General features: G+C 58.6%; 16 protein-coding genes. 10 read left to right on the top strand and 6 right to left on the bottom strand.

All coding sequences use genetic code 11. The annotated features are described in order from the left end of the window. The first annotated feature begins 98 nt into the window (after positions 1-98). Together JJD74_RS20550 and JJD74_RS20545 are read left to right on the top strand one after the other, a co-directional pair. Positions 99-770, top strand: coding sequence for a response regulator (locus tag JJD74_RS20550; RefSeq protein ID WP_042558060.1), 672 nt, complete (start codon positions 99-101; stop codon positions 768-770). Continuing rightward, positions 763-2148 carry a sensor histidine kinase gene (locus JJD74_RS20545; RefSeq protein ID WP_042558061.1) on the top strand — a complete coding sequence of 462 codons (1386 nt, stop codon included), beginning with the start codon at positions 763-765 and terminating at the stop codon, positions 2146-2148. The genes JJD74_RS20550 and JJD74_RS20545 overlap by 8 nt, the downstream gene beginning before the upstream one ends. 109 nt (positions 2149-2257) lie before the next feature. Here JJD74_RS20545 and JJD74_RS20540 read toward each other — a convergent pair whose 3' ends face one another. Continuing rightward, positions 2258-3079 carry an HDOD domain-containing protein gene (locus tag JJD74_RS20540; protein WP_200616670.1) on the bottom strand — a complete coding sequence of 274 codons (822 nt, stop codon included), beginning with the start codon at positions 3077-3079 and terminating at the stop codon, positions 2258-2260. A 35-nt stretch (positions 3080-3114) separates the two neighbouring features. Beyond that, positions 3115-4056: a CAF17-like 4Fe-4S cluster assembly/insertion protein YgfZ gene (gene ygfZ, locus JJD74_RS20535; protein WP_200616669.1), complete on the bottom strand. Its 942-nt coding sequence runs from the start codon at positions 4054-4056 to the stop codon at positions 3115-3117. Between the two features lie 150 nt (positions 4057-4206). Here ygfZ and JJD74_RS20530 point away from each other — a divergent pair, with 150 nt between their 5' ends. Beyond that, on the top strand, positions 4207-4461 hold the full coding sequence (locus JJD74_RS20530) for an FAD assembly factor SdhE (RefSeq protein ID WP_042558064.1): 255 nt from the start codon (positions 4207-4209) through the stop codon (positions 4459-4461). Then, positions 4445-4897 carry a protein YgfX gene (locus tag JJD74_RS20525; RefSeq protein WP_115147704.1) on the top strand — a complete coding sequence of 151 codons (453 nt, stop codon included), beginning with the start codon at positions 4445-4447 and terminating at the stop codon, positions 4895-4897. The genes JJD74_RS20530 and JJD74_RS20525 overlap by 17 nt, the downstream gene beginning before the upstream one ends. On the opposite strand, the gene nadB is transcribed toward JJD74_RS20525, so the two are convergent. Next, the gene (gene nadB, locus JJD74_RS20520; RefSeq protein ID WP_042558066.1) at positions 4866-6482 is read right to left on the bottom strand and encodes an L-aspartate oxidase; all 1617 of its coding nucleotides are present in this window, start codon (positions 6480-6482) and stop codon (positions 4866-4868) included. The two genes, JJD74_RS20525 and nadB, sit on opposite strands and share 32 nt — an antisense overlap. A 558-nt stretch (positions 6483-7040) precedes the next feature. Here nadB and rpoE point away from each other — a divergent pair. The 4 genes from rpoE (at position 7041) to JJD74_RS20500 (ending at position 10852) form a co-directional block, all read left to right on the top strand. Further along, positions 7041-7622 (top strand): RNA polymerase sigma factor RpoE, encoded by a 582-nt coding sequence (rpoE, locus tag JJD74_RS20515; RefSeq protein WP_003172477.1) that lies wholly within the window; start codon positions 7041-7043, stop codon positions 7620-7622. Positions 7623-7652: 30 nt separating this feature from the next. Further along, complete coding sequence (locus tag JJD74_RS20510; RefSeq protein WP_042558067.1) at positions 7653-8240, top strand: sigma-E factor negative regulatory protein; 588 nt, start codon at positions 7653-7655, stop codon at positions 8238-8240. Between the two features lie 8 nt (positions 8241-8248). Beyond that, a complete protein-coding gene (locus tag JJD74_RS20505) occupies positions 8249-9214 on the top strand; it encodes a MucB/RseB C-terminal domain-containing protein (protein WP_047300072.1) in 966 nt (321 codons plus the stop codon). A gap of 207 nt (positions 9215-9421) precedes the next feature. Beyond that, positions 9422-10852: a DegQ family serine endoprotease gene (locus tag JJD74_RS20500; protein WP_042558069.1), complete on the top strand. Its 1431-nt coding sequence runs from the start codon at positions 9422-9424 to the stop codon at positions 10850-10852. Positions 10853-10932: 80 nt separating this feature from the next. Here JJD74_RS20500 and JJD74_RS20495 read toward each other — a convergent pair whose 3' ends face one another. Then, positions 10933-12366, bottom strand: coding sequence for a M48 family metalloprotease (locus tag JJD74_RS20495; RefSeq protein WP_200616668.1), 1434 nt, complete (start codon positions 12364-12366; stop codon positions 10933-10935). A gap of 99 nt (positions 12367-12465) precedes the next feature. On the opposite strand from JJD74_RS20495, the gene JJD74_RS20490 reads away from it, so the two are divergent. Both JJD74_RS20490 and JJD74_RS20485 read left to right on the top strand, forming a co-directional pair. Beyond that, positions 12466-12705, top strand: a complete 240-nt coding sequence (locus JJD74_RS20490) for a sulfurtransferase TusA family protein (RefSeq protein ID WP_042558071.1) — start codon at positions 12466-12468, stop codon at positions 12703-12705. A 31-nt stretch (positions 12706-12736) separates the two neighbouring features. After that, positions 12737-13807, top strand: a complete 1071-nt coding sequence (locus JJD74_RS20485; RefSeq protein ID WP_042558072.1) for an AI-2E family transporter — start codon at positions 12737-12739, stop codon at positions 13805-13807. 109 nt (positions 13808-13916) lie between these two features. Here JJD74_RS20485 and JJD74_RS20480 read toward each other — a convergent pair whose 3' ends face one another. Together JJD74_RS20480 and JJD74_RS20475 are read right to left on the bottom strand one after the other, a co-directional pair. After that, entirely contained in the window at positions 13917-14390 is a 474-nt protein-coding gene (locus JJD74_RS20480; protein WP_200616667.1) for a peroxiredoxin, read from the bottom strand. A 10-nt stretch (positions 14391-14400) separates the two neighbouring features. Continuing rightward, positions 14401-14961, bottom strand: coding sequence for a glycine cleavage system protein R (locus tag JJD74_RS20475; protein WP_047300076.1), 561 nt, complete (start codon positions 14959-14961; stop codon positions 14401-14403). Between the last annotated feature and the right edge of the window lie 90 nt (positions 14962-15051).

The raw sequence follows: 15051 nt of genomic DNA, 5'->3' as shown, positions 1-15051 counted from the left end.
GCTGACTTTCAATGTTTTCGGGCTTCACAGTGGCGGTTGCGGCTGTAAACTCCGCGGCAAAGAGTGGCGTCGGCCATCCCTGAACGAGGTAAAAATCCATGCGTGTTCTGCTCGTCGAAGACCATCTGCAACTGGCCGAAAGCGTCGCCCAGGCGCTCAAGAGCACCGGTCTGACCGTGGATGTGTTGCACGATGGCGTGGCTGCCGATCTGGCACTGGGCAGTGAGGAATACGCCGTGGCGATCCTCGATGTCGGCCTGCCGCGCATGGACGGATTTGAAGTGTTGGCGCGGCTGCGGGCTCGCGGGAAAAATCTGCCGGTGCTGATGCTGACGGCGCGCAGCGATGTGAAAGATCGGGTGCATGGCCTCAATCTTGGCGCCGACGACTACCTCGCCAAGCCGTTCGAACTGACCGAACTGGAAGCCCGGGTCAAAGCGCTGTTGCGACGCAGTGTGTTGGGTGGTGAACGCCAGCAGCGCTGCGGGGTGCTGGCCTATGATCTGGACACCCGACGCTTCTCCCTCGGTGAGGAACTGCTCACGTTGACGTCCCGCGAACAAGCCGTACTCGAAGCGTTGATCGCCCGGCCGGGGCGAGTCATGAGCAAAGAGCAACTGGCCGCGCAGGTGTTTGGTCTTGATGAAGAGGCCAGCCCCGATGCCATCGAAATCTACGTGCACCGCTTGCGCAAGAAACTCGACGGTCAACCGGTGGCGATCGTGACCTTCCGCGGCCTCGGCTATCTGCTGGAAAGCCGCGATGCATAAGCCCAGCAGCCTGCGCTGGCGGTTGCTGTGGAACCTGGCGTTGTTGCTGGTGGTGTTGATGCTCGCCAGCGGCTTGAGTGCTTACTGGAATGGACGCGAGGCGGCTGACACGGCGTACGACCGCACGTTGCTGGCGTCGGCGCGAACCATCGCCGCTGGCCTGTCGCAACGTGATGGCAGCCTCAGTGCCGACGTGCCTTATGTGGCCCTCGATACCTTCGCTTACGACAGCGCCGGACGGATTTACTACCAGGTCAACGACATCCATCAAAAGCTGATTTCCGGCTACGAAAACCTACCCGGGCCACCGCCCGGTACACCAAGAACTGACAGCTATCCGGCGCTGGCGCGTTTCTACAATGCCACTTACAAAGGACAGAACGTGCGTGTGGTCAGTCTGCTCAAAGCGGTGAGCGAGCCGAACATGAATGGCATGGCGGAAATCCGCGTGGCCGAAACCGACGAAGCCCGCGTCAGCATGGCGCGCAGTCTGGCGGCCGATACGTTGTTGCGATTGGGCATGTTGGCGATCGGTGCCTTGCTGTTGGTCTGGTTTGCCGTCAGCGCCGCACTGCGTCCGCTGGAGCGCTTGCGCACGGCAGTCGAGGAACGCCAACCCGATGACTTGCGGCCATTGCCACTGGTGGAAGTGCAACATGAGCTCTGGCCGCTGGTGCGCGGGCTCAACCATTTCACCGAGCGCCTGCGGGGTCAGTTCGAGCGCCAGGCGCAGTTCATCGCCGATGCGGCGCATGAGTTGCGCACACCGCTGGCGGCGTTGAAGGCGCGGCTGGAATTGGGGCTGCGTTCAAATGACCCGCAGGTCTGGCGGACGACGCTGGAATCTTCGGCCCAAGGCACCGATCGCCTGACTCATCTGGCCAATCAATTGCTGTCGCTGGCGCGCGTCGAAAATGGCGCCCGAGCGATTGCCGAGGGCGGTGCGCAGTTGCTCGATCTGAGCCAGTTGGCCCGCGAGTTGGGCATGGCCATGGCGCCACTGGCGCACAAGCGCGGGGTGGCGCTGGCGCTGGAGGCCGATGAACCGGTGTGGCTGCGCGGCGAGCCGACGCTGCTGAATGAGTTATTGAGCAATCTGGTGGATAACGCCTTGGCGCATACGCCGCCGGGCGGCAACGTGATCTTGCGCGTGCTGACCCCGGCAGTGCTTGAGGTTGAAGACGACGGGCCGGGGATTCCGCTGCAAGAGCGCGATCGAGTGTTCGAGCGCTTCTACCGGCGTAATCAGCAGGTGGCGGGATCGGGGTTGGGGCTGGCGATTGTCGGCGAGATCTGCCGGGCACATCTGGCGCAGATCACGCTGCATGATGGTGAACAGGCGGGGCTGAAGGTGCGGGTGAGTTTTATTGCCGGGTGATTCTGCGGTGTTCTTGCCGGCCTTTTCGCGAGCAGGCTCGCTCCCACAGGGGGGAATGCACTCCAATGTGGGAGCGAGGTGCTCGCGAAGGGCGCGTCGCGGTTCTCGATCAGTAAAACATCGAGCGCGATTCTTCCAGATCCGCGCACAGCGCCTTGTTCTCCGGATCAATCCCAAGCTTCCTGAACGCCGGAACACTCAGCGGATCAATCCGCGCAAACGGATGGTCAGTGCCCTTGTGGCAATAGAGGCTCGCCACCTGCACCAGATCGACGTAATCGATCTGTACCGAGTCGCGTTTGAGATCCTGATACAGCCCCGGCAGCTCCACCAGTCGTTCCGGAAAATCCCAGACGCGCAAGAGCTTGTCGCCGAGCAACGGATGAAGGTGATCGATTACATGGTTGAGGCTGACCGAATCCGAGAGCAGTTCATAGTGGTCTTCGGCGTAGGTCAAAATCGGCAGCACGCCGATCTGATGCACCAGTCCACCCAGCGCCGCCTGATCCGGCTTGAGTTGGGTGTAACGACGACACAACGCATAACTGACCCCGGCGATTTCCAGGCTCTTGCGCCAGACTTCGCGCATTTTCTGTTCCACCACTTCGGAACTGGCGTGGAAAATCTGCTCCATCACCAGGCCGATCGCCAGGTTACTGCTGTAGTTGATGCCCAGGCGAGTGATGGCGGTATGCAGGTCGGTGACTTCCTGCGCCGCGCGCAGCAGCGGGCTGTTGACCACTTTGATCAGGCGCGCCGACAGCGCCGTGTCACGGCCGATGACTTCGCTCAGCTCGCTGACGCTGATTTCCGGATCTTCAGCAGCCTTGCGAATTTGCAAGGCGACTTCCGGCAATGTTGGCAGAACCAGCTCATCTTTATCGATGGCCTCAACCAAATCCTGTTGGATCTTATCCGCCAGTTCGTTCATTTAGGCTCTCTAGGGTGTTGCAACAAATGCTGCGATCAGCGCTGGATTTCGCGGTCGCGATCCAGTTCGTAGGGCAAATCGAGCAGATGCAGCGCAGGCCCTTCAAGGGTGCCCAGATGCAGATCACCCGCTTCTGCAGCTTCGGCCTGCAACACTGCCAGGAGTTCAATGTTTTGCCCGGCGCCAGCAGCCAGTACGACTTCGCCGATTGAGCTGTTGTGACTCGGCGCGAACAATGGCGTGCCGGGTTCCGGCAATTGTGTGGCGTCGAGGCTCAAGCGATACAGACGGCGCTTGAGTTTGCCCAGGTACTGCATGCGCGCGACGATTTCCTGGCCGGTGTAGCAACCCTTCTTGAAACTCACGCCGCCGACGGCCTGCAGGTTGAGCATCTGCGGGATGAACAGCTCGCGGGTGGTGGGCATGACCTGACCGATACCGGCGCGGATCTGGCCGAGCAGCCATTGGTTCAGTTCACCTTCAGGCAGGGTTATCGACAGCGTTTGTTTGATGGTTTGCGCCTGATCGGCGGGTACCCACAGTTCGGCACGATCCGGCGAGACGCGAATTGCAATCATGCCGTCGTTGCGTACCACGCTGTCGGTCTCAATGGGCAGATCCAGGCCGAGACTGCTCAGCGCTGCATCGCCCGACCTCAGCCCGAAACGCACCCAGGCGGCGCTTTCGTCGGTCAGTTTCGACTTGGAGAACACCGCATACTTCTTCAGGTCCGCCAGTTGCGGCTCAAGCAATTCGCTGGCCATCGCCAGCAGCACACCATCGCCTTCGAGCAGAATGCGGAAACTCGATTGCATCCGGCCTTTTTGCGTGCAGCGAGCGCCCAGGCTGGACGCTGTTTCGCTCAGGTAATTGATATTGCAGGTCAACTGGCCTTGCAGGAATTTTCCGGCATCCGCGCCGCGGACCGCGAGAACGCCTTCATGAGACAGGGTGCAGAAAAAAGCAGAATCGGCCATGGGTCTTCGCAGGGTAAATAGACTGGGGCACATCATAAGGGCGCGTTGTTGAAATGGGTAGTTGATAAAGGATCGGTGGTGCCCGACCAAAGCCGACTGTGCGAGCGGCATTGGGGCTGTATACTTGCCGCCAAATTTGAGGAGGGCCCCATGGTCGAACAAGTTGAACTGAATCGCCTCTTTTGGCACAGCCGTCGCGGCATGCTTGAGCTTGACGTGTTGCTGGTGCCATTTGTTCAGGAGGTTTACGCAAACCTGAATCAAGTCGATCGCGATCTGTATGTCCGTCTGCTGACTTGCGAGGATCAGGACATGTTCGGCTGGTTCATGGAGCGCAACGAGTCCGAAGATCCGGAGCTGCAACGCATGGTTCGCATGATCCTGGATCGTGTTCAGCCCAAGTAATACGTTCGAATGCCGCTGGCATGCCTCACGGCAGTTGCTGGCGGCGTATCTGTTGGCCCAGGCATTCGCTCTGGGTGCCTTGTTTGTGCTTTCCATTCCCTTATGGGCGAGCTTGCTCGGGGCTTTCGTTTGCCTGCTTCACGGGTTTTGGGTGTTGCCGCGGCAGATTCTGCTCAGTCATCCCAAGGCAATGCGCGGTTTGCGTCGAGACGGCGACGGCTGGCAATTGTGGAATCAGGCTGATGGCTGGCAAGCGGTGCAGTTGCGACCGGACAGCCTTGCACTGCCGCTGATCGTGGTGCTGCGTTTTCGTTTGCGCGGTGAGTGGCGCGTCAGATCGATCTGCGTGCCACGTGACTCGCAGGCGACGGATTTGCATCGACGCCTGCGAGTGCGGCTCAAGTTCAGCCGACGTAGGTGGGCGGCACCAGAATAGTGTCGAGCGCTTCGGGCAGCAGGTCAGGGTAGTCGAGGGTGTAATGCAGGCCGCGACTTTCCTTGCGTTCCATGGCCGAGCTGATCATCAGCTCCGCCACTTGCGCGAGATTGCGCAGCTCGATCAAATCGCGGCTGACTTTATAGTTGCTGTAAAACTCGTCGATCTCGTCCAGCAGCAGACGCACGCGATGTTGAGCCCGTTGCAGGCGCTTGTTGGTCCGCACGATGCCAACGTAGTCCCACATGAATCGCCGCAGTTCATCCCAGTTGTGCGCGATGATTACGTCTTCATCAGAATCGGTCACCTGACTGGCGTCCCAGACGGGCAGGGTGCTTGGCGCTGTGACGTCATCCAGTTGCGCCAGAATATCTGCCGCCGCCGAGCGGGCGTAGACGAAACACTCCAGCAACGAGTTGCTGGCCATGCGGTTGGCACCGTGCAGGCCGGTGAAGCTGGTTTCGCCGATGGCGTACAAGCCCGGCACATCGGTGCGGCCATGCTGATCGACCATTACGCCGCCGCAGGTGTAGTGCGCGGCGGGAACGACCGGAATCGGTTGTTTGGTGATGTCGATGCCAAAGCCCAGGCAGCGCTCATAAACAGTCGGGAAGTGAGTCTTGATGAACGCTTCGGGTTTGTGGCTGATGTCGAGATAGACGCAGTCGACACCCAGACGCTTCATTTCATGGTCAATGGCCCGGGCGACGATGTCGCGCGGTGCCAGTTCGGCGCGTTTGTCGAAGCGATACATGAAGCGTTCGCCGTTCGGCAGCTTCAAATGCGCGCCTTCACCACGCAGGGCTTCAGTGATCAGGAAGCTCTTGGCCTGCGGGTGATACAGACAGGTGGGGTGAAACTGGTTGAATTCCAGGTTCGCCACCCGGCAGCCCGAGCGCCAGGCCATGGCAATGCCATCACCGCAGGCGCCGTCGGGATTGCTGGTATAGAGGTAAACCTTGGCCGCACCACCAGAGGCCAGAATCACGAAGCGCGCGCCGTAGGTGTCGACTTCGCCGGTCGCACGGTTGAGCACATAGGCACCGAGGCAGCGATCGCCGTCCATGCCCAAACGTCGTTCGGTAATCAGATCGACCGCCACCCGCTGTTCCAGCAGTTCGATGTTCGAGCGCTCTTTGGCCTGGGCCAGCAAGGTTTTGAAGATCGCAGCGCCGGTCGCATCGGCTGCATGGATGATGCGCCGGTGACTGTGGCCGCCCTCGCGGGTCAGATGGAATTCGAAACCGCCGTCTTCAGTGCCGGACTGTTCATCGCGAGTGAACGGCACGCCTTGGTCGATCAGCCACTGGATGGCTTCGCGGCTGTGTTCGACTGTGAAGCGTACGGCGTCCTCATGGCACAGGCCGCCGCCCGCATTCAGGGTGTCATCGACGTGGGATTCGACAGTGTCGGTGTCGTCCAGCACGGCAGCGACTCCGCCCTGGGCCCAGAACGTCGAACCGTTGGCGAGATCGCCCTTGCTCAATACGGCAATGCGCAAATGACCTGGCAGGGTCAGCGCAAGACTCAGACCGGCAGCACCGCTGCCAATGACCAGAACATCGTGTTGGAACTGTTGGCTCATTTCAGCATTCCGCTCAAAGCGACCCGGGTCGGGGTTGGCGCATGACACCTGGATCGGCGAGTCAAGACAGCCACACAGCCCACTAGTATATAGAGGGGCAGGTCGGCACAATAGCCGTGCCCAGATGGCATTGTGAAACTACTGTGACGGAAAAAGCCGGGTACTTCGTCGGAAGAATTTTTCGTCGGTTTCGGGGGAAGGCGACTGTATCGGCGCTGAAACAGCCTTTTTCCGTCCAGTGTTGCCCAATGTCGGGCAGGTGCGGCTATAAATAATTGGAACTTTTGCCAAAGGCCCAAGATCAATAGACCGTGCCAGAAAAAGGGACAGTGTCGGTTTCAGTGAGGAATCTGCGATCTGGGTTTCTACCGGCGAAATCGATGACAAGATTATTCGCGCAGCCGGTTTATCCCGCGCTGCGTTTTTCGTGCGTGCCAAATCAGAGCCCGCAGGAAACTTGCTTGGAGGGGGAGAACTTTTGCGAAAAGCCCGAGTCTATGTTTGCAAGTCTGGTCGTTTAGTTATGCAAGTCTCCTCCGGGCCTATCGAGGAGTGTTCATGCTAACCCAGGAAGAGGATCAGCAGCTGGTCGAGCGCGTTCAACGTGGCGACAAGCGAGCTTTCGATCTGCTGGTGCTGAAATATCAGCACAAAATTCTCGGGTTGATCGTGCGTTTTGTGCACGACACCCATGAAGCCCAGGACGTAGCTCAGGAAGCCTTTATCAAGGCGTATCGAGCACTTGGAAACTTTCGCGGTGACAGTGCGTTTTATACGTGGCTGTACCGTATTGCCATCAACACGGCAAAGAATTACCTCGTTTCACGCGGCCGTCGGCCGCCGGATAGCGATGTAAGTTCTGAGGATGCAGAGTTCTACGACGGCGATCATGGCCTCAAGGATCTCGAATCACCAGAACGAGCACTGTTGCGGGATGAGATCGAAGGCACCGTCCATCGAACCATTCAGCAACTACCAGAGGATTTGCGTACGGCTTTAACTTTACGTGAATTCGACGGTCTGAGTTACGAGGACATTGCGAGCGTCATGCAGTGTCCGGTGGGTACCGTGCGCTCCCGGATTTTCCGCGCTCGGGAAGCCATCGATAAAGCCCTGCAGCCGTTGTTGCAGGAAAACTGAGACAGCGGCGACAGCCAAGAGAGGAACGCCATGAGTCGTGAAGCCCTGCAGGAATCGCTGTCCGCAGTGATGGATAACGAAGCGGACGAACTGGAATTGCGTCGAGTGATCAATGCGCTGGACGACGTTGAAACCCGTGAAACCTGGGCTCGTTACCAGATCGCTCGGGCAGCCATGCACAAGGATCTGCTGCTGCCACGTCTGGATATCGCTGCGGCAGTGTCTGCTGCGCTGGAAGACGAAACGGCTCCGGCCAAAGTATCTCGCAGCCCATGGCGCAACCTCGGTCGTCTGGCTGTTGCAGCCTCGGTAACTGTTGCCGTTCTGGCTGGTGTTCGCCTGTACAACCAGGACGAAATTGCCGGTGTTGAACTGGCCCAACAGTCCAACCAGCCAACCTTGGCCACTCCGCAGGTCAAAGGCCCGGCTGTTCTGGCAGGCTACAGTGAGAGCTCCGAAGCCACCGGCCCTATGGCCAACGGTGTATTGCAAGGTCAACCGGGTTGGCATGATCAGCGTCTGCCAAGCTACCTGCGCCAGCATGCTCAGCAAGCTGCGCTCAAGGGTACTGAAAGCGCGTTGCCTTATGCACGTGCCGCAAGCCTGGAAAACCAATAAGGAGGATCATGCGCGCCATACCTCTACTTTCGCTTCTGCTCAGTGGCTGGTTCGTTGTTCCAGCCCACGCTGATGAGGCCCAGGACTGGTTGATCCGTCTGGGCCAGGCCGAGCAGCAGCAAAGCTTTCACGGTACTTTCGTTTACGAGCGTAACGGTAGTTTTTCTACCCATAACATCTGGCATCGTGTCCAGAATGGTCAGGTTCGCGAGCGTTTGCTTCAGCTCGACGGTTCGGCACAGGAAGTCGTGCGCATTGATGGACATACTCAATGCGTCAGCGGCACCCTGATTGCAGGGCTGGGAGACTCTCCGAACGCTGCCGCTCGTCCTCTCGATCCCAAAAAGCTGAAAAACTGGTATGAACTTGCCGTTGTTGGCAAGTCGCGTGTGGCTGGTCGAGACGCAGTGATCGTATCGCTGACGCCTCGTGACCAGCACCGTTATGGCTTTGAGTTGCACCTGGACAAGCAAACCGGTTTGCCGCTGAAATCGTTGCTGTTGAACGACAAGGGGCAATTGCTCGAACGTTTCCAGTTCACCAGCCTCGATACTGATAATGTCCCGACGGATAAGGACTTGCTGGCAGATGCCGACTGCAAGGTTATTACCCTCGACAGTGACAAGGCTTCTGCCGTCAAGACTGCTCAGGTGTGGCATTCGGACTGGCTACCGCCCGGGTTCGAACTGACCAGCAGCACGTCGCACAAAGACCCCAAAACCAAGGTTCAGGTTAACAGCCTGATGTATGACGATGGTCTGGCGCGTTTTTCGGTTTTCCTCGAGCCTTTGAACGGCGCTACCGTTACCGACACCCGGACCCAGTTAGGCCCGACTGTCGCGGTATCCCGACGCCTGACGACACCCGAAGGCGAAATAATGGTGACGGTTGTCGGCGAGATTCCGATTGGCACCGCCGAACGAATCGCGCTGTCGATGCGTAATCAAGATGTCTCTGCAACCAGCAAGCAGTGAGCTGATTACATTCATTTCCACTTCGTCGTCGAGAGCTGGAAATGTTTGCTGAGCATTTTCATTTGCAAATACTCCAAAAGTTTTTTATAGGTCAGAGCCTCACGGCTCTGGCCTTGTTTGTTGTTCCCGGAACAAAAATGCCGGACGGTGGTTTCCGGTGTTCCTTGCTCCATATCGCTTAACCCTGCTCGTCGTAACGGGAGCTGTATGTCGATACCTAGCTTGAAGTCTTATCTCTCCATTTTCGCCACCGTGCTGTTGCTCGGTCAGGCGATCCCTGCTGCGCAAGCGGCCGATCTGCCTGATTTCACCCAACTGGTCGAACAGGCTTCGCCGGCGGTGGTGAACATCAGTACCACGCAGAAACTGCCGGATCGCAAAGTCAACCAGCAGATGCCTGACCTTGAAGGCTTGCCGCCAATGCTGCGCGAGTTCTTCGAACGCGGCATGCCACCTCAGCAGCGTTCACCGCGTGGCGATCGTCAGCGTGAAGCGCAGTCGTTGGGTTCGGGTTTTATCATTTCCCCGGATGGCTACATCCTGACGAATAACCATGTGATTGCCGATGCAGACGAGATTCTCGTCCGTCTGGCTGATCGCAGCGAAATGAAAGCCAAACTGGTCGGCACCGATCCGCGTTCCGACGTGGCCCTGCTGAAAATTGAAGGTAAGGATCTGCCAGTACTCAAACTCGGCAAATCCCAGGATTTGAAAGCTGGTCAGTGGGTAGTGGCAATCGGTTCGCCATTCGGCTTTGACCACACCGTTACCCAAGGCATCGTCAGCGCCGTTGGTCGCAGCCTGCCGAACGAAAACTACGTGCCGTTCATCCAGACCGACGTGCCGATCAACCCGGGCAACTCCGGCGGCCCGCTGTTCAACCTGAACGGTGAAGTGGTCGGGATCAACTCGCAGATCTACACCCGTTCCGGCGGCTTCATGGGCGTGTCGTTCGCGATCCCTATTGATGTGGCGATGGACGTTTCCAATCAATTGAAGAGTGGTGGCAAGGTCAGCCGCGGCTGGCTGGGCGTAGTCATCCAGGAAGTGAACAAGGATCTGGCCGAATCGTTCGGGCTGGATAAACCGGCCGGTGCACTGGTCGCACAGATTCAGGATGACGGTCCGGCAGCCAAGGGTGGTCTGCAAGTGGGCGACGTGATCCTGAGCATGAACGGTCAACCGATCGTCATGTCTGCCGATTTGCCGCATCTGGTTGGCGCACTGAAATCTGGCGCGAAAGCCAATCTGGAAGTGATCCGTGAAGGTAAGCGCAAAAACGTCGAGCTGACGGTTGGCGCTATCCCGGATGAAGAAAAAGAGCTGGATGCGCTGCCGAAGTCCGGCGCTGAAACCAGCAGCAACCGTCTCGGCGTTGCCGTGGCCGAGTTGACGGCTGAGCAGAAGAAAACCTACGACCTCAAAGGTGGTGTGGTAATCAAGGAAGTGCAGGACGGTCCTGCCGCCCTGATCGGTCTGCAACCGGGTGATGTCATCACTCACCTGAACAACCAGGCCATCGGCTCCAGCAAGGAGTTCGCCGAGATCGCCAAAGCGCTGCCGAAGAACCGTTCGGTGTCGATGCGCGTTCTGCGTCAAGGCCGTGCGAGCTTCATCACCTTCAAGCTGGCTGAATAATCCGGATTGAGCGGTAAATAAAAACCGCCTCGAAAGAGGCGGTTTTTTTATGCCTGAAGCATTTCAATCGCGAAGAAGCGTCAGCCCATCATGTCCTTGACCATGCGCTCCTGCTCCATCAGCTCGCGCTGGCGGGCATCGATCCGCGAGGACAGCGGGAAGTTGCTGCCAGCCTTGCGCTTGGCGAAATCCAGTTGCTGGATCGCCTGACGGTAATCGCCGACCAAGGCAAAATATTCGGCACGCGCCTGGTGCAGGCCAATGATGTTGCCAGACAAACCACGGGTTTCGGCAACCTGATACCAGACATCCGGATCATCCGGGCGAGTCTTGAGCAATCCTTCCAGCGCTTTTTCGGCATCCGCCGCGCGGTTCTGCTTGAGCAGAAGATCGACTCGAACCTGATTCAGTGGATAGTTACCGGGGTATTGCGTGAGCATTCGATCAACCCGCGACTGGGCATCGGGCAGGCGATTGTTGGTGATGTCCAGATCGACCTGGGCGAGGTTGTAGATGATCTCGTTCGGCGCTTTGGCCAGTAACTGTTTGAGGTTCTCCCGAGCCTCGTTCAACTGACCGCCCTTGATCTGCGCGATGGCCAGGCCATAGCGGGCCACGTCGTTTTGAGGGTTCTCGTCCAGTTGCGCACGGAAACGCTTGGCGCCCAGTCCTGGTGTTTCTTCGTAGACCAACTGCACGCGGGCGCGGATCAGCTGATAACGTTTGGTATCTTCGATGCCACCGGGCCGGGCCTGTTCGGCGCGGTTGCGGGTGTCGGCGATCCGTGATTCGGTCACCGGGTGAGTCAGCAGGAATTCCGGTGGTTTGGCGTCGAAGCGGTATTGACGCATCAAGCGCTCGAACATGGTTGGCATCGAGCGTGGGTCATATCCAGCCTTTTCCAGATTGAGGATGCCGATACGGTCGGCCTCCTGCTCGTTCTGGCGGGAGAAACGCCGCTGCTCCTGAAGCGCCGCTGCCTGAGTACCGGCAATGGTCGCGATCCCGGCGTCACCGCCGCCGGCCGCTGCAATCACGATGCCGGCCAGCAGCGCCGCCATCATCGGCACTTGCATGCGCTGGGAAGCTTCGACGCCGCGGGCAAAGTGGCGCTGCGACAAGTGAGCCAATTCGTGAGCCAGCACCGAAGCGTATTCGCCCTCGGTCTGTGCGTTGAGGAACAAACCACCGTTGACCCCGACCACGCCGCCCGGCGCCGCGAAGGCGTTGAGCTGAGGGCTGTTGATCAGGATGAACTCCAGGCGTCGGTCGCTGACCTGGCTGGTCTCCACCAGCTTGTAAACGCTGGATTCGACATAGTCTTTGAGTTGCGGATCATTGAGCTGTGAAACCTGGCTGCGCAACATGGCCAGCCAGGCGCGACCGAGCTGGTATTCCTGTTGTGGCGAGACGATGGCAGAACTGGCGTCGCCGAGTGACGGCAGATCGTCGGCAAAGCCTGGTGAGGCGAGCAGGCAAGCGAGCGTCAGCAGGGTAGGGCGCAGAAAAGTCATGCACAAAGCCTTAGAAGACAAAGACCTTACTGTAGCCGGACACCGGGCTTGCGACCAGATATTCTAGGCTGCTCGACTGACCTGAACCGGAGTGAAGCAATGACTGACGCTTTAGCCCATGACGCAGAGCTGGACGCCAGCGGCCTGAATTGTCCGTTACCGTTGCTCAAGGCAAAAATGGAACTCAACAAGCTTGCAAGCGGCGCGGTGCTCAAGGTGATCGCTACCGATGCGGGCTCCCAGCGCGACTTTCGCACCTTTGCCAGGTTGGCCGGTCATACGCTGCTGCGCGAAGAAGACGAAGCGGGCGTCTACCGTTACTGGTTGAAAAAAGCCTGAAACCGACAGCGCCAAAACCTAAGGATTATTGATGTTCAAAGTGTTACGCGACTGGATTCAGCGCTACTTCTCCGATGAAGAAGCCGTGGTACTTGCCGTGCTGCTGGTGCTGGCGTTTACCGCGGTGCTCACCCTCGGCGGCATGTTGGCGCCGGTACTGGCCGGGATGGTGCTGGCATACCTGATGCAGGGCCTGGTGGTGACGCTGGAGCGTCTGCGCGTACCAGGCGCTGTCGCGGTGGGATTGGTGTTTGCGCTGTTCATGGGCGCGCTGATGCTGTTCATTGTCGTGGTGTTGCCGCTGCTCTGGCACCAGTTGATTACGCTGTTCAATGAGCTGCCGGGCATGCTCGCCAAGTGGCAATCTTTGCTGTTGTTGCTGCCGGAGCGCTATCCACATCTGGTCTCCGATGAGCAAGTGTTGCAGGCGATCGAGGCGGCGCGTGGCGAGATCGGCAAGTTCGGCCAGTGGGCGTTGACGTTTTCGCTGTCGAGTCTGCCGCTGCTGGTGAACATCATGATCTATCTGGTGCTGGTGCCGATCCTGGTGTTCTTTTTCCTCAAGGATCGGGCAATGATCGGCGAGTGGGTGCGCGGCTATCTACCGCGTGAGCGGGCGCTGATCACGCGAGTGGCGCAGGAAATGAACCGGCAGATCGCCAATTACATTCGTGGCAAAGGCATCGAGATCGTGATTTGCGGCGGTGTGACTTACATCGCTTTCGTCGCACTCGGGCTCAACTATGCCGCGCTGCTGGCGTTGCTGGTCGGTTTATCGGTGGTGGTGCCGTATGTCGGCGCGGTAGTGGTGACCGTGCCAGTGCTGCTGATTGCGCTGTTCCAGTGGGGCTGGAGCGATCAATTCATTTATCTGATGGCGGTCTACGGAATCATCCAGACACTGGATGGCAACGTACTGGTGCCGTTGCTGTTTTCCGAAGCGGTCAACCTGCACCCGGTGGCAATTATTTGCGCGGTGCTGCTGTTCGGCGGGTTGTGGGGTTTTTGGGGTGTGTTCTTTGCGATTCCTCTGGCGACGCTGTTCAAGGCAGTGCTCGATGCCTGGCCGCGTAAGGAACCCGTGGTGGCGCCGTTGCTTTAAAACAAAAGATCGCAGCCTGCGGCAGCTCCACAGTTTTCGGTGTCACCGCACAATATGCGATCGAACATCGAACATGCAGGAGTTGCCGCAGGCTGCGATCTCTTGATCCTCAGGCTTTATTCAGCGCTTGAGCAGCAGCCAAAACTGCATCGACATGCCCCGGTACCTTCACGCCACGCCATTCCTGGCGCAGCACGCCGTTCTTATCAATCAGGAACGTGCTGCGATCAACACCCAGGTATTCCTTGCCGTAAAGCTTCTTGAGCTTGATCACGTCGAACAACTGGCAGACAGCCTCGTCCTTGTCGCTGATCAGCTCGAACGGAAACTCCTGCTTGCCCTTGAAGTTCTCGTGAGACTTCAGGCTGTCGCGGGAGATACCGAAGATTTCCGTGTTGGCGGCCTTGAACGCCGCGTACTGATCACGAAAGCCCTGACCCTCGGTGGTGCAGCCCGGGGTGCTGTCCTTCGGATAGAAGTAGATCACCACTTGCTTGCCCTTCAGGGCAGACAGGCTGACGGTTTGCCCGCTGGTGGCAGGGGCTTCGAAATCCGCAACCGGTTGGTCGATGACAACGGCCATGAAAGCTTCCTTACATTGGGTTTTGTGGGCGCCAGGGTTCGATCAGGGCATCGAGGTTCATGGCGTCTGAGAAATCCAGGAACTGATCACGCAGCCAACTGATCTGGGTGCCGGCCGGCAGGGTCACGGTGAACGTGGCGTTGAGCATGGTGCCACCGGTCTGTGGTGCCTGATACGTGTCGCACGTCAGGTTTTCCAGTTCGACATTGTGATCCATGAAGAACTGGCACAGCTCATTGATGATGTCCGGACGATACGCGGAGCTGACGTAAGCCACGTATGGCAGCGCCTGCGGACGGTTCTCCAATGGTGCGCTGCGCACCACGTTGACGGTGAACGCGTGCTTCTTGGCGAGACCTGACAGGCTGCCTTCCAGGCGTGCGAGGGCGTCCCAGCTGCCAGAGATTTCGAGAATCAGCGCGCTGCACTCGCCATGGCGGGTCAGGCGGGAAGTAACCACGGCGCAGCGATTTTCATGGCTGGCGCGGCACAGGACGTTAGTCAGCTCCATGGGGTTGGCGCCGAGGGCACTGATGACAAGGAATTGTTCGCGAACTGTGGGGGTGGACATGCAGCATTCCTAAAGCGATGAGCGGTCGGTAGGTTTACGGGCGTTGATCGCCGCAGAGTGCCCGTGTGCCCATTAAGGCTGTCCGTTCAG

Source organism: Pseudomonas sp. MF6776 (assembly GCF_016613125.1).
Taxonomy (GTDB): domain Bacteria; phylum Pseudomonadota; class Gammaproteobacteria; order Pseudomonadales; family Pseudomonadaceae; genus Aquipseudomonas; species Aquipseudomonas iridis.
The sequence above is the reverse complement of the archived record's forward strand: the minus strand, read 5'-3'. Positions and strand labels throughout refer to the sequence as shown.